General features: G+C 50.1%; 18 protein-coding genes. 12 read left to right on the top strand and 6 right to left on the bottom strand.

What is annotated here, in order from left to right:
* From SD10_RS02865 to SD10_RS02875, 3 genes are all read left to right on the top strand, one after another.
* Nucleotides 1-933: a dihydrodipicolinate synthase family protein gene (locus SD10_RS02865; RefSeq protein ID WP_046578979.1), complete on the top strand. Its 933-nt coding sequence runs from the start codon at nt 1-3 to the stop codon at nt 931-933.
* 75 nt (nt 934-1008) lie between these two features.
* Nucleotides 1009-1251 (top strand): hypothetical protein, encoded by a 243-nt coding sequence (locus SD10_RS02870; protein WP_046375601.1) that lies wholly within the window; start codon nt 1009-1011, stop codon nt 1249-1251.
* Nucleotides 1252-1462: 211 nt separating this feature from the next.
* Nucleotides 1463-2050, top strand: a complete 588-nt coding sequence (locus SD10_RS02875) for a hypothetical protein (RefSeq protein WP_052731052.1) — start codon at nt 1463-1465, stop codon at nt 2048-2050.
* Nucleotides 2051-2387: 337 nt separating this feature from the next.
* Here the strand turns inward: SD10_RS02875 and SD10_RS02880 are convergent, their stop codons facing one another.
* Both SD10_RS02880 and SD10_RS02885 read right to left on the bottom strand, forming a co-directional pair.
* Complete coding sequence (locus SD10_RS02880) at nt 2388-3125, bottom strand: SDR family oxidoreductase (protein ID WP_046375602.1); 738 nt, start codon at nt 3123-3125, stop codon at nt 2388-2390.
* 67 nt (nt 3126-3192) lie between these two features.
* Nucleotides 3193-4071: a helix-turn-helix domain-containing protein gene (locus SD10_RS02885; RefSeq protein ID WP_046375603.1), complete on the bottom strand. Its 879-nt coding sequence runs from the start codon at nt 4069-4071 to the stop codon at nt 3193-3195.
* Between the two features lie 240 nt (nt 4072-4311).
* Here SD10_RS02885 and SD10_RS02890 point away from each other — a divergent pair, with 240 nt between their 5' ends.
* Nucleotides 4312-5214, top strand: coding sequence for a helix-turn-helix domain-containing protein (locus SD10_RS02890; protein WP_046375604.1), 903 nt, complete (start codon nt 4312-4314; stop codon nt 5212-5214).
* A gap of 81 nt (nt 5215-5295) precedes the next feature.
* On the top strand, nt 5296-6159 hold the full coding sequence (locus SD10_RS02895) for an oxidoreductase (protein WP_046375605.1): 864 nt from the start codon (nt 5296-5298) through the stop codon (nt 6157-6159).
* 364 nt (nt 6160-6523) lie between these two features.
* On the opposite strand, the gene SD10_RS02900 is transcribed toward SD10_RS02895, so the two are convergent.
* The 4 genes from SD10_RS02900 to SD10_RS02920 all read right to left on the bottom strand — a co-directional run bounded on the left by SD10_RS02900 (nt 6524) and on the right by SD10_RS02920 (nt 8514).
* Nucleotides 6524-6817: a hypothetical protein gene (locus SD10_RS02900; protein ID WP_148562375.1), complete on the bottom strand. Its 294-nt coding sequence runs from the start codon at nt 6815-6817 to the stop codon at nt 6524-6526.
* Nucleotides 6818-6884: 67 nt separating this feature from the next.
* A complete protein-coding gene (locus tag SD10_RS02905; protein ID WP_052731053.1) occupies nt 6885-7337 on the bottom strand; it encodes an Imm63 family immunity protein in 453 nt (150 codons plus the stop codon).
* A gap of 295 nt (nt 7338-7632) precedes the next feature.
* The gene (locus SD10_RS29940; RefSeq protein ID WP_227699124.1) at nt 7633-7833 is read right to left on the bottom strand and encodes a hypothetical protein; all 201 of its coding nucleotides are present in this window, start codon (nt 7831-7833) and stop codon (nt 7633-7635) included.
* A gap of 132 nt (nt 7834-7965) precedes the next feature.
* The gene (locus SD10_RS02920) at nt 7966-8514 is read right to left on the bottom strand and encodes a DUF4468 domain-containing protein (RefSeq protein WP_046375608.1); all 549 of its coding nucleotides are present in this window, start codon (nt 8512-8514) and stop codon (nt 7966-7968) included.
* Between the two features lie 340 nt (nt 8515-8854).
* Between SD10_RS02920 and SD10_RS02925 the strand changes: the two genes are divergently transcribed.
* The 7 genes from SD10_RS02925 to SD10_RS02955 all read left to right on the top strand — a co-directional run bounded on the left by SD10_RS02925 (nt 8855) and on the right by SD10_RS02955 (nt 21987).
* The gene (locus SD10_RS02925; RefSeq protein ID WP_052731054.1) at nt 8855-9466 is read left to right on the top strand and encodes an RNA polymerase sigma factor; all 612 of its coding nucleotides are present in this window, start codon (nt 8855-8857) and stop codon (nt 9464-9466) included.
* Between the two features lie 110 nt (nt 9467-9576).
* The gene (locus SD10_RS02930; protein WP_046375609.1) at nt 9577-10686 is read left to right on the top strand and encodes a FecR family protein; all 1110 of its coding nucleotides are present in this window, start codon (nt 9577-9579) and stop codon (nt 10684-10686) included.
* A 182-nt stretch (nt 10687-10868) separates the two neighbouring features.
* Complete coding sequence (locus SD10_RS02935; protein WP_082111498.1) at nt 10869-14324, top strand: TonB-dependent receptor; 3456 nt, start codon at nt 10869-10871, stop codon at nt 14322-14324.
* 42 nt (nt 14325-14366) lie between these two features.
* The gene (locus SD10_RS02940) at nt 14367-16097 is read left to right on the top strand and encodes a RagB/SusD family nutrient uptake outer membrane protein (RefSeq protein ID WP_046375610.1); all 1731 of its coding nucleotides are present in this window, start codon (nt 14367-14369) and stop codon (nt 16095-16097) included.
* Between the two features lie 206 nt (nt 16098-16303).
* Nucleotides 16304-18505: an outer membrane protein assembly factor BamB family protein gene (locus SD10_RS02945; protein ID WP_052731330.1), complete on the top strand. Its 2202-nt coding sequence runs from the start codon at nt 16304-16306 to the stop codon at nt 18503-18505.
* 46 nt (nt 18506-18551) lie between these two features.
* Nucleotides 18552-19931, top strand: coding sequence for an enolase C-terminal domain-like protein (locus SD10_RS02950; RefSeq protein ID WP_046375611.1), 1380 nt, complete (start codon nt 18552-18554; stop codon nt 19929-19931).
* A gap of 148 nt (nt 19932-20079) precedes the next feature.
* Entirely contained in the window at nt 20080-21987 is a 1908-nt protein-coding gene (locus tag SD10_RS02955) for a GDSL-type esterase/lipase family protein (protein WP_082111499.1), read from the top strand.
* The last annotated feature ends 4 nt before the right edge of the window (nt 21988-21991 follow it).

A 21991-nucleotide genomic window follows, 5' to 3' on the forward strand; every position in this document is an offset into this window, starting at 1 on the left:
ATGAAAACATCCGAAAAAGGCTTCATTCCCGTCATGCTTACGCCATTTACGGCAACGGGCGCTATTGATTTCGATGCCCTGACCCGGCTCACGGACTTCTATTTGCAGGCCGGGGCGGCTGGTTTGTTTGCCAATTGCCTGTCGAGCGAAATGTTCGAACTAAGCGAATCCGAGCGGCTTCGGGTCATCGAACACGTGCTACACGTAGTCAATGGTCTGGTACCCGTAGTGGCTACAGGAACATTTGGCGGGCCCATTGATCAACAGGCCGATTTCGTGAAAAAGGTGCATGATACGGGCACACAGGCGGTCATTCTGATTACGGGCCTGCTCGCCGATGAAACCGACCCGGATTCGGTATTCAACGAACGGGTTTTTCAGTTGCTGGATCGTACGGGCACGATTCCGGTCGGTTTTTATGAGTGCCCTGTGCCGTATAAACGCCTGATTTCGCCCCAGCAATTGCAGGTATTTGTGGATACAGGACGGGTGATTTACCATAAGGATACCTCGCTCGATCTGGTGCAGATCAAAGAAAAGCTCCGGTTGGCTGCGCGGCCCGGATTCGGCCTTTACGATGCTTATATGGTGCACGCTGTCGATTCGTTACGGGCGGGTTCGGCGGGGCTTTCCTGCATTCAGGGCAACTACTTTCCCGAGTTGATCGTCTGGCTTTGTCGCCACTACGATGACGCTAGCCAGCAGGAGGCCGTTGCCCGTGTGCAACAGTTTATCATCGAGCATATGGATGTGATGCACAACGTTTATCCAACTGTATCAAAATACTTTTTGCAGCTACGGGGATTCGACATAACGACCGTTACCCGCCGGGATGTAGGCCATTTTACCCCTGAATTAGCCAGGCAGATTGACGCGCTGTTTGCCGCCTACACCCGCTTACAGGATGATCTGGCGCTGACGGTTGCTCGTTAACGGGACGGGGCTTTAGATACAGATGTGCCAGGAAGCTAAACGGTTTCGTAGCTTGCAGTACTTTTTCTGAAGGCCATGAAACTCACCTGGACATTCTACCCCAAAGGGGAACCCAATATTACGCTGACGGTTGTGTATGTGCCTCAACTAGATGCATTTACAGTTGCCGGTTATCTTGAGGTGGACACCAATACCGCGTATGTAAACTGGACTAATTTCCGCGTCTTTAATTCAACCGATCAATCGGCGAAGAAGGCGCTTTTTGGCTCTCTGCACCGGGTGGAGCGATTTGATGCTTTAACGCTTTTTTTGCCCTGAAACCCGTTCGGCTTATTGTCGATTAAAAGGCCAGGCGAACCGGCTGTACAACGGGTAACTCATTTCGTTATTCTGAGTGGCCTACGCAGGCATTTCCAAGTAAGGTGAAGGCCACAGTCGGGTCAAGAGCTGAATAGGTAGGATATGTATCCAGGCTATGTTTGTTTAGTATGGATACATTGTCAAAGAAGTACTTTAGTATACCACGTACATGCATTACCTGTTGTTGTATTTGCTCTTCCTGCCTTACTGGTCTGGCGTTACCCTGAACGTAGCCGGATTGGGAAGTTATTCGATTGGCGTTACCACACCTGAGTCGCTGGATAAAGCAGTCTTCAGGGAGGAGGAGCAGGTATATGCCAAAGGAACCCTGACACTGGCCTGTTCCCACATCCGTCTGTTTAAAGCACCCAGGCTGGACATGGAAGGCATACGGATCACCAATCTTTCCCTGGCTTTTTATGACAACAAGTTGTTTGCCATTTCCTGCGACTACAGCCCTGCCCTAAAGAACGCCTTTGTTGGGAAGCATGGGCAGGGGAGCCACTTGTCGACCGTTAGCCTTCCGACCTGCATCAACAGGCAGGATAAGCCCTTGCTCATCGGGGGTGACAGCTGGATGAACGGAGACATTCAGGCAGTGGCTATTCGGGTGGAAGGCTTCAATTCCGATTGTCGCCAGGAAGAAAGTGACTGGTTGATGGTTGCCAGCCGGCGGGTTATCACGCTGTCATCGGACTGTGATCTGGGAAGCAGGCCGTATTTGTATGATCGTCTACTTGATGGCCAGCGCCCATGAGCAGGATAAAGAACTGAACTTTCTACGTATGGTTATCCAAAAACGCTGGCTCTAAAAGTGCCAGCGTTTTCTTTCTATCCACACCTCTACACATCGCCAGTTATACCGATGCGAGAGTAGGGGGTAAAAGTATTAGGTCATTCCATATGCTGTTGATCTAAATTTCACTGATTTATATACTATTTTCGTATTTAGGGTAAAAAGTAATATTTGTTGATAGTAAACAGCTTGCTAGTTTGACTATTCTTCATTCAGATTACACCTTTGGTCCCAATCTTTATCAATTCTCAAACGCGCTCTAAAGTATTGTAAAGCGCCCTATCGGTAATTTTTGGTTTTACCAGGGACAACTGGCTGGTTCAGGAAAATATTCTTCACTAATAAATTTGCCGCTTGGTCCATGCTGATCGATTAGCGCGTACTTGGCAATCCGTTGCCCTGCCTGCTGCACAGTGCTTGTTCCCTGATGACCGGTAAAATCGGTTTGTGTGTAGCCAGGACAAACCATATTCACTTTAAACGGAGTGTCACGAAGCTCGTAAGCCAGATTGATTGTGTACATATTGAGCGCCGATTTACTCGATTGGTAGACCGACAATTTGTTGTGGTAACTGCTACCGGACGAGTCAGCCGCCAGGGTAAGCGAGGCCATTGCCGAAGTTACGTTGACAATGCGTGGTTCAGGCGACCTTTTCAGCAAATCAATAAACGCCTGCGTAACCCTGACTACCCCGAACAGGTTGGTGTCGTAAACTTCCTTAAATTGATCAATCGTTGCGTCAAGGGCGGATTGGGGAAATCCTCCTGAAATGCCTGCATTATTGACCAGCACATCCAACACCGGCGTTTTGTTGCCTATGTGTGCACGGGCAGCCAGGACCGATTCAGGATCGGTGACGTCCAATTGAATAACCTCAATAGCACGAATTCCGTCGGCGTGGAGCTTTTCCGCTACAGATAAACCGCTTTCCAGACTACGGCTACCTAAATAGACAAAGAACCCGTTTTGGGCAAGCTGTCTTACTACTTCCAGACCAATACCTTTGTTGGCCCCTGTCACTACTGCTGTCTTCATCTCATGAACTGTTTTAGAACGAAGCAAAAGTCGCTCATTCAAAAACAGTCGACATGGACAAATCACCTTATTTAGGGGACAAATCCTGTAAGCCCGCCAGAAATACACGAACGCTCTTGCCCATCCTCTTTTTGAACAGCCGTGAAAAATAAGCAGGGTCATTATAGCCCAATTCATAAGCCAGCTCCTTTACCGAGAGGGAAGAGTACTGTAGCTTCCGTTGAGCTTCCTGTATCAGTCGGTTGGTAATCCACTCTTTCGGCGAATTGCCGGAGTACTCCTTCACGACAGCGTAAAGGCTGCTAGTCGTCATGCCCAATTTTTCGGCGATCGTATGAACATCGTGTTGTTCAGTCAGTTGCGTTTCTACGGCAAGTTTAAACTCGACATACTTTGAAAGCTTCGAATTTGAAAAGGTCTCGTAGTTTTTCCCCTCAAAGTAAGCGCTGTTGAATTCGGTGAGCAATGCGTTTAAATGGGCCAGAATAATGGCTGTATCTGTTGGTTTTCCTGGCGAATGAAGCAAATGAAACAGAATGGAAAGAATGGCCTTAACCCGCTCTTTGGCGGCTGAATCAAACGTGATTACGTTTACATGTAACGGGTTAATCAAAAAGGGAAATGCATTCGGCAATAGCGCCAGTGTGTTTTCATCGAATCCGAATTTGTACTGTCGATTGTTTTTATTGGGGGATGAATGAGCGAAGACTTGGTTTGGTAAGCCGAAAATCAACTGGCTGTCGGAAACGGTTGTTTCCAGAAGATCTACCTGACAGGTTTCAGCCCCCCGGTCTACAAACATAAAATAATAGTAGGCCAGCTTGTGAGGTCGGAGCAGCGCGGGTAAAACATCGTCGGGTAATGCGATTGTACAGTTTTCGTTTACCATGATCGACAATTTGTCATGGTGTTTGATCTTGTCTAGTAATCCCTTTGTCTCTTGCACGGCTAGCCTTATACGTTAAAACACCTATAACAGAAACGAACGGATTAGCGTTTCGACTGCCTCTCAACTACTCTTTACGGGAGACGTTGAATCGATGTTTGGCGTCAATAAAATCTGATTTGACTACAGCCTTTTTCAGCCTTGTCGGGAGCTTTGCCTCCGTAAAAAAACGATTGTTTATGGAAAAATGACAGACCCAACGGCTATTAGGTTTAGGATTGAATATGGTAACTTTGCGCGATGCAAAAGACCGAAAGTCTCGAAGAATTTTATCGACATAAGTTTAATAGTCTTCCTGATACCCTACCCGCTAACACAGGGCATGTCAATGTGTTTCGGCTGGAAGATTGTCTGGCCCCCAGTACCGCACCGGTTCAGTACAGCCGCCGGGATTTCTATAAGATTACCCTCATTCGGGGACACAACCTGTATCACTATGCCGACAAAAGCATTGAGATCAATGGGCCGACGCTGGTATTTTTTAATCCTCAGGTGCCCTATACCTGGCAAGCTGTTTCGGGGGATACAACTGGGTTTTTCTGCATTTTTCGCGAAACACTCTTTGGGGGGCGGTTCAACACGGGTCTGACGGAGCTGCCGCTGTTCCAGCCCGGCGGTAAGCCTGCCTTTACGCTGGAGGCCAGCCAGGAGGCCATCGTGAGTGGGCTCTTCGAGAAAATGCTGGATGAGATTAACTCAGACTATATCCTTAAATATGATCTGATCCGAAACTACGTGTCAGAACTAATTCATTATGCTCTCAAATTGCGGCCTACCGATGCGTTGCACCAGCATACCGATGCCCGAGCGCGGCTGACGGCGATCTTTATCGAACTTCTGGAACGGCAGTTTCCCATCGAGTCGCCGACCCGGCGGTTTACCCTGCGCTCGGCGAGTGACTTTGCCTATCAACTTGCCGTACATGTCAATCATTTAAACCGTTGCGTGCGTGACACAACCGGCAAAACCACGACTGACCATATTGCCGCCCGTTTAGCCACTGAGGCCAGAGCATTGCTCAAACATACCGACTGGAACATAGCTGAAATCGCATATAGCCTGGGCTTCGATGAACCGTCCCACTTCAACTACTTCTTCAGAAAGCATACCGGTTTGGCCCCTTCGGCCTTTCGGCATGTTTGAATTTGGTAAGTATTGGCTTGAATTTAGCAATTGTTCCCTTCGCCCCTGGTCTACCTTTGCTGTCCTTAAACAATTAATAGTATGGACAATCAACAAGTGTGGTTTATTACCGGGGCCTCTAAAGGTTTAGGCCTTGAATTAGTCGAACAGTTGCTAAAGCAGGGTCATCGAGTGGCGGCTACCTCCCGCGATGTTGCGGAGTTACGCCGGTCCGTCGGTGTCGAATCCGACGATTTTTTGCCATTGGGCGTTGCTTTAACCACCGAAACCAGCGTTGGGGAAGCTATACAAGCGACCGTCAGCCAGTTCGGGCGGATTGATGTGGTGGTCAATAACGCGGGGTATGGCCAACTGGGCAGTTTGGAAGAACTCACTGACGGGGAAGCCCGTGCTAATTTCGAGGTCAACGTGTTTGGGATGCTGAACGTGATCAGGCAGGTTATGCCCCAGTTGCGGAAACAGCAGTCGGGGCACATTCTCAACCTTTCCTCAATTGCTGGGATCACAGGCAATTTTCCCGGTTGGGGCATTTACTGCGCTACTAAGTTTGCTGTTGAAGGGTTATCCGAATCGCTGGCAGCTGAAGTGGCTCCATTCGGCATCAAGGTAACCATTGTGGAGCCGGGTTATTTTCGAACCGAGTTTTTGTCGTCCGGTTCGCTGCGAGTTCCCCAGGAGCAGATAGAAGAGTACGAACTGGTACGGCAGTCTGCAGCGGTTCACCAAAACCAAATAAAAGGAAACCAGCCCGGCGATCCATCGAAGGCTGTAGCGGCCATGATTCAGATTGCCACTGAGCCCAACCCGCCTTTGCATCTGTTGCTGGGTCAGGATGCCTACGATGTCGCCAACCAGAAGATCTCGGCCTTTCAGGCCGAAATAGCGCAATGGAAAGCGTTGACAGTGTCTACCGGTTTTGCCCAGCCAGCTCCAGCGATCAGTTAACGCGTTAAAGCGTATAGCGTCGGGCCGCTTCTGAAGGATTAGTCAAGGCTTTGTTTCTGGAAACTACCCCAAATCCTTTTTTGCAAAGCCCACGAAGGTATTCGTAACGAACTTATCTGGTCAACGAAAGAAGCTGACCAGATAAGTTCGTTAATCGTTTACAAACCCCTCTTTTCATCAGCCAACTTGCTATGCGTGTATCTTATAATCGACTAAAGTCATAAAAAGCCCCTACGCGTTAGGTCGGAGAACCGCTACGTAGGGGAAGCGCGGACAAGGTTACCAGCCAAGCCCACCGCTGGCAAAGGTAAAGGGGAATTTTCAAACCTAACGGTATCCTTACTTTTTTCAAGTAACATGTTCTTTAGCTGTCGGCCCATACAACTGACTGAATAGTGCGAGTAGACCGGCTAAACCGGCCAGTCAAAATACAGACTTCATTTTGGCTGATATTAAAGGTTTTTATCCTTGTCAGAGGGAAGTTTCTGTTCAGGCAACGTTGAACGGCTTTTTGCTGGGGCAGCCGATTGAGTCCGATCAGGGCAAGCAGGACAAAAGCGCACACTTCTTTAATGGCCGATTTGGCACCCTGCTCGACGGCATCGGTGGGGCCATTCGGCCATGTCAGGTAATAGAGCACCAAGGCTGTCCATGCCACAATGAGCAGCCAGTTGGTATATGGAAGCCATTTTCAAAAAGTCATACGGGTTTGGGCGGCCCTTACATTAGGCGTTAAAGACGTCATCCGTAAAAGGATGTCTGACTAAAGTCAGGTTGTGATCGGTACGTTTTCTTGCCTGCCAATTCACGTTGAGACATCCTAAAAGTTCTTCCTGATACCTAAATAGTGTTCGTCTAAAGTCTTGGTTATGATTACGGTTAGCCCGTTCAAATCGACAAGCCATCGAAAAGGTGATTGAGTCGAAAATCCAGAATAAGAGTTCGTCTAGTGCTGTAGTCGTTTGTCTTTCCAACTCCTGACCCCGCTCTACTACCACAAAATGGAAAGTGCCGGAATCATCAAGTTCGACGTGCGGCAGCGCCCCATCGACAGAATGGCCATAGGTTGGATACAGATAGTGGGGTGCATTGATCAGGTCTCCCAAGGTTTCTACCTGTTCCTTTATCGCTGAAAGTGTCATTGTCTTGATTCCTGTCTTGGTAAGTATATCTGTCAAATGGTATGGTTCTGTAGCGTATTCTCACTCATATTCAGCTACTTGAATTGCCGGCGAAAGTATTAGCCCCATGAACAGACCATCGAGCACGCTGGGTACCGCCAAGATGGCAAGCAGAAGTTTGGCCATAACAGTGTAGTGATGCGAAAACAGCCAACTGGGTGCAGACTGCAACTGGCAAGCCGAAGCGAGCGTAACAAGGCGGCCCATACAAACAGCAAATTCATCTGTGTACGCCTGAGGTGCGGCCGTCGGTGGTTTTCATACGTCAAAAGGGAATTCGTATTCTTTGGTTTTACTTAGAGCTACGGGTTTTCACGGCTACTTTAGCCTTTAGGGGTGAACCCAGCACGAGGTAGTTTTTAACGAACGGATCGTCATGTACCATCCATGAGTAAGCATCAAGCTGGTATTCGTCAACGCTGGCTTTAGTGGCCTGATATGCCAGCCGCTCACCAGCCAGCGGCTCGTAGTTGATGGTATTGCCTATATACAATACACGACTGTACTGGTTAAAGATGAACCGTCTTGAAGGTCTTTGACCGCCCATTCATCGATAATCGTTTTTTCGGTTGTTATAGTTGTAAAGTCGTTCAGATGAGGTTCTGCCTGGCTATTGAGCTGATCGTCAGAACGGTTTGTAATTTTCTATGTACTTCTGAAGTGAAGTTAACTTGTGGTTGATCTGTGTGTCGAGGGCTGTGTAAATGGCGCGAAGATCGACTTCGTTTTTCTGACAGTAGCTTTCGATCGGGGTTGTTTTGGTCCCATTCTCCAGCACATCAAGCTGGGTGATGGTTACCCGGTATTTGCGATTAGTACACTCGATAATAAGGCTGTACCGAAACGTGTAAACGCCACCGACTGAATTCTCCGAACGGAGCAGCGTAACCACCTGCGAAACCCGCCCGACCAAATCGCCGGTTTCTTTGTCGCTCATTGAAAATGTATCGCCGGGCGAATAACAAGATTGGGCAGCCCACAACCGGACGCGCCGGAACAGATCGGCCTGAGAAACAGCCCCGCAATCGACTACGTCCGAGTAGCTTACTTTTTGATTCACTACCGGCAGAATGCCTAATAGTTTTCCGTTGGTGATAACCGGTGGACAATCCACGATTCCGTAGCTGGGGTTTACGAGACAGGCCATGAACAGGCCGATAAGAAAAAGACGCATGGTAAGGTGTAGTTTAAATGCTGTTTTTATACCAACAGGGCATTTGGATAACACAAAGGTGGGTAGGACTACACAGGCCGGCAATTATTTAAGGTCGAGTCGCCTGTTTTGGACCGATCGATCGTAATGGGTTGGCAATGAATCGTTTTGTGAAATGGTTAGGTCTGGTAGGTACCGGGAAACGCAACATGCCAATGACTCATTACTTTAGAGCATCTTCGTTAGCATACGGTTGGTCAAGTCAACCCTAATTGTTGAACTGCTATCTAATTTAAAAATCAAATCAATATAAAATAATACCATGTGTCTTTATGTATTTGTAAAAACATAGTGTAATCCGTTGGAAGATTTCAGGCTTATTACTTATCGGTCTTTAGCGCCTGAGGAGCTATGGCGACGCTTTAAAACTGGTGACGAACGGGCTTTGGGCGAGTTAGCCCGGGAGCATTATCCGAGCCTGTATAACTACGGATTACGTTTAACGACCGATTCTGAACAGGTATGGGATACAATCCAGGACCTGTTTCTAGAACTATGGGTCCATCGGGAATCGGTGGGAAACGCCGTTTTTGTAAGAACGTATTTGCTGAAAGCATTGCGTTACAAATTATTAAAAACCCGGGGTCATCAACAGCCAGTTCACCTTGAGGATTCCGAAATCAGTAAAATGTCATTTACGGGGTCAATAGAAGAAGAAATTATTGATAAAGAACTGCATACCGAACAGGAACGGCTGCTCCACCAGCTAATGACCACCCTCACGAAGCGTCAGCAAGAAGTGCTCTATCTGCGTTTCTACCAAAATCTGGAAAACCATGAAATCGCTCAGATTATGGGAATGGAACGGCAAAGTGTGGCCAACCTTTTGTACCGCACGTTTAAGGAACTACGGAGTCAGTGGTCGCCCAATTTGCTTATGGGCCTGCTCACATATATCCTCTCGAAGGGATAATAACGGATTAATTGCACTCTAGGCGAAAATATTTTTCATATTTTTTGAGTATTGCCCGGCGGAGAATAGCACTATAGAGCCAGAAGCAACAGTGCGCTATTGGCCCCGTCATGAAGTACAAGACTTATAATGCCGAAGATTTCCTGTTCGATGAGTCGTTTCGCCAGTGGACGAGCGGTACCTCGCCCGAGGCCACTGCTTTTTGGGAGCAGTGGCTGGCGCAAAATCCTGACCGGGCCTATGTAGTCAAGAACGCGCAGGCGCTTGTAAGAACCCTGAATGAACATTATCGGGATAATGCAACGGAAGCCCGGTTCACCAGCGAACTGAATCGCCTGATGGAGGTGGCAGCAGAACATCGGGAGGCCGATTTAGAAGCACCTATCATCCCACTTCAGCCACAATTTCGGTGGCGCTGGGCAGCTGCTGTGCTGCTTACAGTTGGGCTAAGTATCTGGATGTACAGCCATATAATCCCGAAGGCAAGGTCTGCTTCATACGCGCATCTTACACGGCTGGCTCACCTTCCGCTCCAGGAAAAAATTAATACAAGCAATCATACTGCCAACGTATTACTGAGTGACGGCAGTCTCGTTACGCTCCGGCCCAATAGCCGCCTGAGTTATCCAAAGCAGTTCGACAAGAGCAGCCGAACGGTTTATCTCGATGGTGAAGCCTTCTTCGATGTCGTGAAAAACCCGGCCAGACCCTTCCTGATCTATGCTAACCAAACGGTTACTAAAGTGCTGGGTACAAGCTTTCTGGTTCGGGCTTTCGAAGGTGAAAAAGCCGTAACCGTAACCGTACGAACGGGCCGTGTATCCGTTTATGCGCAGGAGGATTTCGAAAATGCCCGGCTATCAGGTCTGCGCCGAATACAGGGCGTTGTCTTGACTCCAAATCAGGAATTGAGCTATAACCTGGATGATAATCGACTCATGAAAGCGCTGGTTGACAAGCCTAAAGTGGTGATTCCCGAATCGGTGAATCATGAACAGGTATTCGAGGATACGCCCGTTGCAAAAGTCTTTTCGACCATCGAGCATACCTACGGTGTAAATCTTATTTATAACGAAGATGACCTGTCTGCCTGTCTGATCAATTTCACGTTCTCGAATGAAAGCCTGCTCGAACGAATCGATGTAATCTGTCAGACCATCGGAGCTTCGTATGAGGTGCTGGATGGGCAAATCGTCATTACCAGTAAAGGGTGTAAATAGTCTTAACCTCTTCCATTATAGTCTTCTGCCTATGTAGCAAACCACTTTTTCACAAAAAAAGCCAGTGATGATTCCGGCATCACTGGCTTAAACTTCACCCTTGTTCGATACCCTCATCCAGGATGAGGCAGGGGGTTCTTTGTCCATTTCTAAATTCAAATAGCCAAAAAACAAGTAAAAGTATGAAAGAACTTCGACAACCGCTTAGCCTGTTGCGCAGCCTTATGAAATTTACTGTCTATCAGTTACTACTAGCGGCTATGGTAGCCGGTCTGGCAGCGGCCCGCCCGGTGGAAGCACAACGGGTAATGGATCAGCGCGTTACGCTCCATGCCGATAATTTATCGCTGAAAACCGTTCTGAATAAATTAGGGCGCCAGGCCGATGCACACTTTGCCTACCGGTCAGCTTTGGTTCAGTTAAATGACCGTATATCGCTGGATGCGACGAATCAACCCCTGGTTGACGTACTGGATAAGCTGCTAAAAGCGCATCAGCTCACGTATCAGGTGAAAGGGCGGCAGATTATTCTGAATCAGGAACCTCCTCCTGTTCCTGTCGAATTGCCCTTGACCAACGATGAGAACTCCGCCGACCGGAACCTCTCCGGAACCGTTTCCGATGAAGCGGGCTCCCGGCTGCCCGGCGTAAGCATCGTGGTTAAAGGAACCAACCGGGGCACGACGACCGATGCCAATGGTCAGTTCCGGATGACTCTCCTGACGGGCGATGATATACTGGTTTTCAGCTTTGTGGGCTATCTGTCGCGCGAAGTCACGGTGGGAAATCAAACATCGGTCAATGTCAATCTGGCGATCGATACCAAAAACCTGAGCGAAGTTGTCGTTGTGGGGTACGGTACACAAAAGCGGTCGGATCTGACAGGCTCGATCTCTTCAGTTAAATCGGAGGAGATCAGGAACTTACCCGTTCGGAGTGTTAATGAAGCCTTACAGGGACGGGCCGCCGGGGTACAGGTTACGCGGAATGACGGAGCACCGGGCAGCAGTTCGGACATTGTTATCCGTGGAGTCGGCTCCATTGGCGGCATGTCTCCGCTGTATATCGTCGATGGGATCCGAATGGGAACGGGTAACAACTTTAATCTTCAGGATGTCGAATCCATTGAAATCCTGAAAGATGCAAGTGCGGCTGCTATTTACGGGGCCCAGGCGGCTGGTGGGGTAGTGCTCGTTACGACCAAACGGGGTACTAGCCTGGATAAAATGAAGATCAATTTCAACGCCTATTATGGGGTTCGGAAGCCGCTCAACCTGTATAAAATGCTGAATACGGCAGATTACGTTACGGCCAAAAAGGCATTTGGCGTGAGCACGGGTGGTTGGGGCGATCCAAATACCTTACCTGATAACGATTGGGCCAAGGATCTCTATACAAACGGATCAGACCAGAGTTACTCGCTGTCGCTGTCGGGCGCTACGGCTAAAACCAATTACTATATATCTGCCAACTACCAGCGGGAGGGTGGTACAATGATCGACAATTGGTTTGACCGGTATGGCCTACGCTCGAATGCGGATTTCAAAATTAACAAAAAGCTTAAGGTTGGTGAAACGTTATACGCCTGGAAAACCGGTAATAACCCTACCGTAACGACGACCTTCCCGTTCCGATCGGCGCCCGTCGTTCCTATTTATGACCCGACCAACTCGTATGGTGGCTGGGCCAAAACCGGTACGTTCTTCACCGGACCCAACCTGGTTGGGCAGGAATACCAGAATCACCAGTCGAATGAGACCTACGCGCTGGAAGGAAATATGTATGCCGACTGGGAGATTATCCCCGGCCTTAATCTTCGCTCTACGTTCGGGGCCTCGGTCATCAACGTAAAAAACTACAAGTTCACGGAAGCCTATGACTACGGTACGGTGGCCAACCATAATGCGTATCTGTATCGTGAAACGAACAACCAGCGCAACCTGACGGCCAACTTTGTGCTGACCTATGCCAAAACGGTTGGTCAGCACGAGTTCAAAGCATTGGCCGGCTATGAAGCCTACCAATCCGATCTGAGTTCATTGAACGCATCGGCCCAGAGTTTTCCCTACGTTACCTACAACCTGGGTCTTACGAGTAATCCAAGCAGCTACATAGCCAGCGGGGGCGAATTCCCGCAGACGCGGTTGCTGTCTCAATTTGGGCGTGTCAACTACACGTACGCCAACAAATACCTGCTGACGGCGACTGTTCGACGGGATGGTTCGGATCGATTCGGACCCACCAACAAATTCGGCGTTTTCCCATCGGCATCGGTGGGTTGGAAACTGAATGAAGAAGCATTCATTCGGGACAATCTCAGCTATATCACGAACCTCAAATTACGGGCCAGTTACGGAAAATTAGGGAGCACGAGTAACATTCCTCAATACACGTATCAGGCTTCTTTTGCGGGAAATGGAGGGACAAACAGCATGGGGCTACCCGATGGTTCCCGCGCGAAAGGATATGCCCTGACGGCTCAGCTCGCCAATCAGGATATCAAATGGGAGTCGGTTAACCAGGCCGATATCGGATTGGATGTTGGCCTGATGAACAACCGCCTGAATATTACGGTAGACTGGTATAGCCGTCAGACAAATGGAATGATTTACCAGGTTCCGGTAGCCCTGTCGGCTGGTTTCAGCACCACCTCGCCAACGGTCGTCTACACGAACATTGGTCAGATGAGCAATAAAGGCCTGGAACTGGCGATCGATTACCGAAACAAGAAAGGTGCCTTCACCTATGGCATTACGGCCAATGCGTCGTTTAACACTAATCTGGTGAAAAAACTGGACGGTGTGAATAACAACCCGATCAATGACGGTACTGCCGGCGATTATCTGGAAAGCACCGTATCCCGTACTCAGGTAGGCCAGCCGCTAGGGCAGTTTTATGGTTACAAAGTGGCTGGAATTTTCCAGAGTGATGCCGAAGTAGCCGCACTGAACCAAAAAGCGCAGGAAGCGGCTGCGGCCACGGGTGGCACAACAACCGGCGTTTATTACCAGGCAGCCGCTACGGGAGCTGGCGACCTAAAGTTCGTGGATACGAATGGGGATGGGAAAATTACCACCGCCGATAAAACATTCATTGGTAGCCCGTGGCCGAAAATGACCTATGGGATCACCTTGAATCTGGCCTGGAAAGGCTTCGATTTTTCGGCCTTGTTCCAGGGCATTACCGGCGTTGATGTGTTCAATGGAAACAAGTACTACACGCCAATTTTTGTGGGTGATTATAATACCACCCGTGATATTTTCAATACGTCGTTTTTCAATGGCAATGGCCTCACCAGTCTGCCACGCGTAGGCTATACCGATGCTTCGGGCAACTACGTTCGCGACCCGAATGCCAACTACACCCGCATTTCGGATTATGCCGTTGAAAGTGGGGCTTTCCTCAAGCTGCGTACGGTTCAGCTCGGTTATACACTGCCCGCTTCGCTCATGAAGCAATGGAAAATGTCGGGTCTTCGGGTGTACCTGCAAGGACAAAACCTGCTGACGTTCACCAAGTATTCCGGGCTCGATCCTGAAGTGCTGGGCCGTAATGGCACCACCGCCCGGGGCGTCGATACGATTTACTCCTATCCGCGCACCTCGCTTGTTTCGGCGGGCATCGACGTGACTTTCTAAAATTCATTCACGGTATAAAGTGATATCAAACGATCGTTCATTATGAAAATACTAGTCAAACTTTTCCTCCTTGTCTTCGTGCTGGGTACGTTATCCTGCAAAGAGAGTTTCGTCAATGTGGATAACCCGACGGCTATTTCCACCGCCAGTTACCCGGCTACGGTGGCTGACCTGGAGCAGCTATTGCTGGGTGCCTATGCAACACAACATGCGCCGAGCCTGTATGGCCACAACATGCTGGCCAAAAACACGTATCTGTGGGATCATACCACCGATCTGAGCTGGCAGGGAACAACGACCTGGATTCAGTTAGCGCAAAATAATTCGCAGCCTAACGACAGCTTTTTGCAGGGAACCTGGCAGGATTTATGGCGGGGCGTTCAACGCTGCAATACGTTGCTGGCCGGTATTGAAACCTTCAATGCAAAAGCGAATGCGGCAGACGTGGCCTCGGCGAATCTGATCAAAGGGCAGACCTTGTACCTGCGGGCCTGGTATTATTTTTACCTGACGACATTATGGGGCGAAAGCTTTATCGTTGATGGGCAGGGTGGCGATAAAATGGGCGTACCGCTGATCACGAAAACTTCGACTAGCCTGCCCGAAACGCAGGTGGCCCGTTCTACCGTTAAGCAGTGCTGGGACTTTATTGTCACGGATCTAAAAGCAGCCGAAACCCTGCTGAAAGGGAAAAGCTGGGCGGGCGCAACGGACAAATACAAGATCGGCGAGTGGGGGGTCAAGGCCTTTCTGGGTAAGGTGTATGTATACACGCAGGACTGGACGAATGCGAAGACCTACCTGAGCGACGTGGTCACCAACAGTGGCAAGTCCCTGGCTCCCTTCGAAACCTACAAAACCATGTTCAACGGCCAAAATGAATTCAATTCGGAATCACTGGTTGAACTCAATTTAAACGTTGATATGACATACCGGGGTACGGACGACCGCTCGATGGGCTCCAGCATCGGCATGGTGATTGCGCCGACCTACGTCGGACCCAACGGCGCTCAGGCCGCATCGGCCTGGTCGAACGTCTTCCCGCATGCAAAGAACATTGCTCGGTTTGGCTTTAACCTGGGGCACTACTTCCCGACAGGAACCGCGACGGCCAATGTGGCGAATGTCGATAAATCGTACATCACGCGCTCCATGGCAGCCCGAACCAATAAAACGGTAGACCCTCGGTTGTGGGTTTCCTGTTTGCAACCGTACGTCGATTCAATGATTGTAAGTGGAGTTAAAAAGCCAATTTCACACTACCTGGATATTTCCGAAATCGACATGGAAGCCTGGAGCTTCCGGAAATACATTTACCTGAACGGAGCCGAGGGGGAGGTCAATATGGCGAATGGTGACAATATCCTGTGGCTCCGGCTGGCGGACGTATACCTGCTCTATGCCGAAACGCTGACGCATTCGGGCGATAATGCCACTGCTTTGGAGTATGTCAATAAAGTCCGACGACGAGCCTATGGTTATGCCGTCAACACACCATCGGCAGTTGATTATAAATCCCTGACCGATCAGACCAGCGCGCCCGACAATGTGCTTAAAAATGACCCGCTCAAATACGAGCGATGGGCGGAGATGTTTGGCGAAGGACACTGGTGGTTTGATGTGTGCCGCTGGAAAATAGGGGATAAAGAAGCTGCGTATTACCAGCGGGTCCGTGGTGGCGCCATCCAATGGGATGCGACCGACTACGCGCAGCCCATCCCCATCAATGAGATCACGTCGAATGTCAGTATAAAGCAAAATCCAGGCTATTGAGTAGGTACCGTGGTGTCGGGTGCTTACCCAGGCATCACGGTACCACCCATGCAGATTTCGACGGGCCGTCTTTTGGCCAGCCCGGATTGAGAGCCGCAAAGCTGAGCCCGGAAAGGAGTTTACCCGGAAAATAATGTACGGCTAGTATGTACCGCCAGCAGTCAGCCAGCCAATTCAGAACGTTTCGATCAGTTCAACAGCACTTCATGAAGTACATCATACAAATTGGGTCGATTGGAGTAACCGCGTTACTCCTGATGGCCACTTATCCCAGTCGAGATGCGGTACCTGATCCGCCGTCGGGTAATACAGATTGGGTCAACTACGGCGGCAATAAGGCGGGTAATCGTTACTCAACGCTTAGCCAGATCAATATCGGAAACGTTAAAAATCTCCGTGTAGCCTGGACTTACAATGCAGCTGAGGCCGATGGTAAAGACGCTCGTCAGCCGGAAATCCAGTGTCAGCCCATTGTGGTCAATGGTATTTTATACGGCACAACGCCTAAGCTGAAGCTATTTGCGCTGCGGGCCAGTACGGGCGAGCAACTCTGGCTATTTGACCCATTTAAAGACAAGCCGGCCCGCTATAACCCAAACCGGGGCGTTCTTTATTGGGAAAATAGCGCCCCTAACAGTGGGCCGGACAAACGGATTCTCTATTCGGCCGGGCCGACGCTCTTCGCGATTGATGCCCTGACAGGCAAGCCGGTGGCGCAGTTTGGTAAAAATGGGGCGGTCGACATGCGGGAAGGGCTGATCGACAACCCGCAACAGGACATTACTAAACTGGCTGTTACGGCGACCAGTCCGGGCGTTATCTATAAGGATTTGCTGGTCATGGGCTGTACCGTCTCTGAATATGGTGATGCCGCGCCGGGCCATATTCGCGCGTTCGACGTTCGCACGGGGAAGATTCGCTGGACCTTTCGTACGGTTCCCCAACCGGGTGATGTCGGGTATGAAACCTGGCCGAAAGACGCTTACAAGAAAATTGGCGGAGCCAACAACTGGGCTGGCATGGTACTCGATGAGAAGCGGGGTATGGTGTACCTAGGTACCGGTTCACCAGCGGTCGATTTCTACGGCGGAAGCCGGGCCGGGCAGAACCTGTACGCCGATTGTATCCTTGCGCTCAATGCCGAAACGGGCAAACTGAAGTGGCATTACCAGACCGTTCACCATGATTTGTGGGATCGTGATCTGCCCTGTCAACCAAATCTGGTTACCGTAAAGCACAATGGTCGGCTGGTAGATGCGGTGGCGCAGTCTACGAAAGACGGCCTGGTTTATGTTCTGGACCGCGAAACAGGGACTTCGCTTTTTCCGGTCGAGGAGCGGGTGGTGCCAACGACTGGCCTTCCCGGCGAGCAGCCCTGGCCCAAACAACGCTTTCCGCTGAAACCTAAACCCTTTGCCCGACAGGTATTCACCGAGGCCGACATCACCGACCGCACGCCCGAAGCCCATGCCTTTGTTAAGGAGCGATTTAAAAAAACACGATCCGGTAATAAATTCATGCCACCCAGTCTGGAAGGAACGCTGTTCTTCGGAATCGGTGGTGGAGCGGAATGGGGCGGTAACGCGGCTGACCCGGATGGCATCCTGTATCAGAATTCCAACGAGATGGTGTGGGATCTGAAAATGGCAGATATGGCCGCCCGAACGGCAGAAATAGCGTCAAAAGGAAAATCATTGTATCAAAACAACTGTGCCGCCTGTCATGGTATCGACCGGAAAGGAAGTGGCGAGGCTTATCCGAGTCTGGTCGATGTTGGGAAGAGGTTGTCGGGCCAGGACATTCAGGCTATTCTAAAAACCGGTCGGGGCCGCATGCCGTCATTCGAGCATATTTCCGAGCAAGACCGAGGGATGCTTGTCCGGTTTTTGCTCAATACTGAAACCAAAGCGGGTGAACCGGGCGACCAGCACAGCGCGAATGCGCCCACGGCGGTAGCCGAAAAATCGGAGTTTCCGTACATCCCGCCTTACATCAACAATGGCTGGACACGCTTCGTCGATCCAGATGGCTATCCGGCCGTGAAACCGCCATGGGGCACGCTCAACGCTATTGATCTAAACACAGGCGAATACCTGTGGAAGGTGCCATTGGGCGAGTTTCCTGAGTTGACAAAAAAGGGAATTCCCATTACCGGTACTGAAAACTACGGCGGTCCGATTGTCACGGCGGGTGGCCTGGTATTTATCGCGGCTACCTACGACGAGCGCATTCGGGCATTCGACCGTAAATCGGGTAAAGTCGTTTGGGAGTATCAACTGCCGGCTGGCGGATTCGCTACGCCCATCACGTATCAGGTGAACGGCAAGCAATACCTTGTTATAGCTGCTGGGGGCGTCAAAAATGGGCACAAACCCGGCGGTTCTTATATCGCGTTTGCCCTTCCCTGAAACAACTTAAACTAAACAAACTCATTAACCGATCAAAACTCATTTCATGAATACAAACCTTGAATCCCCAGAATCTCAACTTAATCAGAGTCGTCGTGACGCCCTCAAAATGCTTGGTTTTGGTTCATCAGCTGGTGTACTGAGCCTCTTTGGTGGCCTCTCAACTGCCGAAGCGCGCGAACAACAGGGCAAGCCAAGTTACGCCATCGGCGCCCCACCCGTCAAAATCAAATCGGTCAAAGCCATCGCCACCGCCCCCCAGGGATCTAACCTCATCGTGGTCAAAGTCGAAACCACCGAACCCGGACTCTATGGCCTGGGTTGCGCCACCTTCACCCAACGGGCGGCTGCCGTCGTGGTCGCCATCAACACCTACCTCAATGAGTTTTGTGTGGGCAAAGATGTCGATAACATCGAAGATATGTGGCAGTCGGCTTACGTGAGCTCCTACTGGCGCAATGGGCCGGTGCTCAACAACGCCCTCTCGGGGCTGGATCAGGCCCTGTGGGACATCAAAGGCAAACGAGCCAAGATGCCGGTTTACCAACTGCTGGGGGGCAAAGTCCGCTTCGCCATTCCCTGCTACACCCACGCCGGTGGTAACACCCCCGAAGCCACCGCCGACAGCGTCAAGAAGTTCATGGAGCAGGGCTTCAAGTACATCCGCATCCAGCAGGGCGGGTACGGTGGGGTGGGCAGCAACGTCGACAAACCTGACTTCAAGACGGCCGGTTTCGGCTATGAAGGCGATGCCTACATGAATGTAATGGGCTACCTCAAGTCAGTGCCCAAGATGTTCGAGACAGTCCGCAAACAGTGCGGAGAAGAGATCGAGTTGCTTCATGATGTCCATGAGCGGGTGCAACCCATCGAGGCCATCAACATGATCAAGCAGGTAGAAGACTACCGGCCGTTCTTCATCGAGGACCCTTTCTCGCCCGAGAACATGAAGTGGTTTGCCCAACTGCGGCAGACCACCACGGTGCCCATCGCAATGGGCGAATTGTTCAACAACATCAATGAGTTCAAGGAGCCCATGGTCAACCAGTGGTTTGACTACATCCGGATTCACGTTTCTCAGATTGGGGGCATCACCCCGGCCATGAAGGTGGCCCGGTTGGGCGAGTGGTTCAACGTACGGACGGCCTGGCACGGACCGGGGGATGTGTCGCCGGTGGGCCACGCGGCCCACGCGCACATCGATCTGGCGGTGTGGAACTTTGGGATTCAGGAAGCGGTGGCTTTTTCGGAGAAGACGCAAGCTGTTTTCAGCGGTTGTCCGACGATGGCCAAGGGCTACATGTCGGTCAACGAAGTGCCGGGTTTAGGGGTAGACATCAACGAGAAGGAAGCGGCCAAGTATCCCATCACCACCAAGTCCAACTGGCAGGTGCGCCGAATGGATGGAACAATCATCAGGCCGTAATAAATGAGTAACTCAACATCAAGAGCCACTTTCAAACTTGGTAAACGACCTATCGGACAACTCCTGAAGAAGGCTTTGTCCAGGCATGAATAAAGTCTCTTTCAGCGATCGTTCGATGGGTCAAAGGTAAAATGATAGACGGTTAATCATGAAAAAGCGGTTATGGCTGTTTAAAGGAATTGCGCTGCTGTTGCCGCTGTTTGCACTGATTCTGGTGGAGGGTTTGCTTCGGCTAGTTGGCTACGGTCATGATGTACGTCTTTTTGTGGAAGATCCTAAGCAGAAAGAATTCTGGGTCATGAATCAGTATGCGTCGGAGAAGTACTTCACGGAAACGGACAATGCCACTATCGGGAACTTTGAACCCTTTCGAAAACGCAAAGCTGACGGTACGTTGCGGATTTTTGTGCTGGGCGAATCAACAACCATTGGCTATCCGTACATGCACAATGGTTCCTTCCATCGCTGGCTTCAATACCGGTTGCTGCAAACCTTTCCGGAAAAAGAATTCGAGATTATCAACCTGTCTCTCACCGCCGTAAACTCATATACCGTATTTGGTTTCGCGCAGGAACTGGCCGAGTATCAACCTGACGCTGTGCTGGTTTACACAGGTCATAACGAATATTATGGTGCCCTTGGCGTTGGGTCAACGAGTTCTCTTGCCCGAAGTCCACATCTGGTTCGATTTGTGCTAAGACTCCGTGAGTTCCGACTGATGCAATTGATCAATCACCTGCTGACAGGTGTTCGGAAGGCCGTTATGGGGAAGCAGGTTGATCTGCGGGAGAACCTGATGAAACGTATGGCGGCTGATCAACAGATTCCCTACGGTTCCGCCACGTATCAACAGGGGATCGACCAGTTTCAAACCAATCTAACGGATCTTTGTCAATTATTGACGAGCCAGAAAATTCCGGTTTTTATCAGTAATCTGGTCAGTAATGAAAAAGATCTGAAGCCGTTTATCAGCTCGCCGGGTAGTGATGCCGCGACGTCGGCTCAACAGCAATACCAGCTAGCCAGACAAGCTTACGCACAGGGCAATTTCAGGCAAGCCAGGCATGCGTTTGTGCAAGCAAAAGAGCTGGATTTGCTACGTTTCCGGGCACCTGAGGCCATGAACAAAGTTATTCGGGATGTAGCCGCACGGTATCCCGGCGTAACGGTGGTGGATACCAGAGCCCGATTCAATCAGTACTCGCCCCAGCGTATTTTAGGGAAAGAAACGTTACTGGAACACGTTCACCCTAACTTACTAGGCTACTCATTGCTTTCTGATGCGTTTTACGAGGCTTTGAAAAAACAGCAGCTTATTACTCCTAACCCTAAAGATGAACTCTCATTCGATCAATTGCGGCAGCGAATGCCCATTACGGCGGTCGATTCGTTGAAAGGTGCTTATGAAATAATGATCCTCAAAGAAGGCTGGCCGTTTAATGAACTAATGCCTGCGGAAGAGAAACGGAATAAAACGATAGAAGAGCAATTAGCGGGTGGGCTTGTTGTTAAGCAAATCGCCTGGCGCGACGCTATGAATCAACTCGCAGCATATTATGCGAAAGCGAACAACCCGGCCAAAACTGTACAGGTTACCGAAGCACTGTTACTAGAGTACCCCTATGAGCCCAGTTTATATGATCAGGCCAGTAAGCAGTGGCTGGCTCAAACTAAAAATGAGCAGGCGGTTGTCTATCTGAAAAAGGCTTTTCAGCTGGAAAATACGTTCGAAAGAGCTCAGCAACTCTTTATCACGCTGCTTAAACTGGATCAGCCTGAGGCCGCGATGCCGTATCTTCAGTTTGCCGCAACGCACAATCCCTCGACGTTTAGTTTGATCGAGTTGCAAGCCTTTGTTGACCAGCTGATTGCCATAAAAAAACAGTATGCTGCCGATTCAACAAATGTCAATTTGAGCAATCAGCTAGCCGCTGGTTATCTAAAATTTGCCAATGCCAGCGCTGCTGCTAAATACGTAGCCAGGAGCTTGGAATTAGATAAGAACAACGCTCTTGCTCGGCAATTAAACAAGCAGATTCTGTCGATCAAACAATGAAGGC

The sequence above is a fragment of the Spirosoma radiotolerans genome (assembly GCF_000974425.1).
In the GTDB taxonomy this organism is placed as follows: Bacteria; Bacteroidota; Bacteroidia; order Cytophagales; family Spirosomataceae; genus Spirosoma; species Spirosoma radiotolerans.

Excerpts from the sequence above, each read along its gene's own strand:
- SD10_RS02865 (WP_046578979.1), top strand. The coding sequence starts at position 1 with ATGAAAACATCCGAAAAAGGCTTCATTCCCGTCATGCTTACGCCATTT.
- SD10_RS02870 (WP_046375601.1), top strand. The coding sequence starts at position 1,009 with ATGAAACTCACCTGGACATTCTACCCCAAAGGGGAACCCAATATTACG.
- SD10_RS02875 (WP_052731052.1), top strand. The coding sequence starts at position 1,463 with ATGCATTACCTGTTGTTGTATTTGCTCTTCCTGCCTTACTGGTCTGGC.
- SD10_RS02880 (WP_046375602.1), bottom strand. The coding sequence starts at position 3,125 with ATGAAGACAGCAGTAGTGACAGGGGCCAACAAAGGTATTGGTCTGGAA.
- SD10_RS02890 (WP_046375604.1), top strand. The coding sequence starts at position 4,312 with ATGCAAAAGACCGAAAGTCTCGAAGAATTTTATCGACATAAGTTTAAT.
- SD10_RS02895 (WP_046375605.1), top strand. The coding sequence starts at position 5,296 with ATGGACAATCAACAAGTGTGGTTTATTACCGGGGCCTCTAAAGGTTTA.
- SD10_RS02920 (WP_046375608.1), bottom strand. The coding sequence starts at position 8,514 with ATGCGTCTTTTTCTTATCGGCCTGTTCATGGCCTGTCTCGTAAACCCC.
- SD10_RS02930 (WP_046375609.1), top strand. The coding sequence starts at position 9,577 with ATGAAGTACAAGACTTATAATGCCGAAGATTTCCTGTTCGATGAGTCG.
- SD10_RS02935 (WP_082111498.1), top strand. The coding sequence starts at position 10,869 with ATGAAAGAACTTCGACAACCGCTTAGCCTGTTGCGCAGCCTTATGAAA.
- SD10_RS02940 (WP_046375610.1), top strand. The coding sequence starts at position 14,367 with ATGAAAATACTAGTCAAACTTTTCCTCCTTGTCTTCGTGCTGGGTACG.
- SD10_RS02945 (WP_052731330.1), top strand. The coding sequence starts at position 16,304 with ATGAAGTACATCATACAAATTGGGTCGATTGGAGTAACCGCGTTACTC.
- SD10_RS02950 (WP_046375611.1), top strand. The coding sequence starts at position 18,552 with ATGAATACAAACCTTGAATCCCCAGAATCTCAACTTAATCAGAGTCGT.
- SD10_RS02955 (WP_082111499.1), top strand. The coding sequence starts at position 20,080 with ATGAAAAAGCGGTTATGGCTGTTTAAAGGAATTGCGCTGCTGTTGCCG.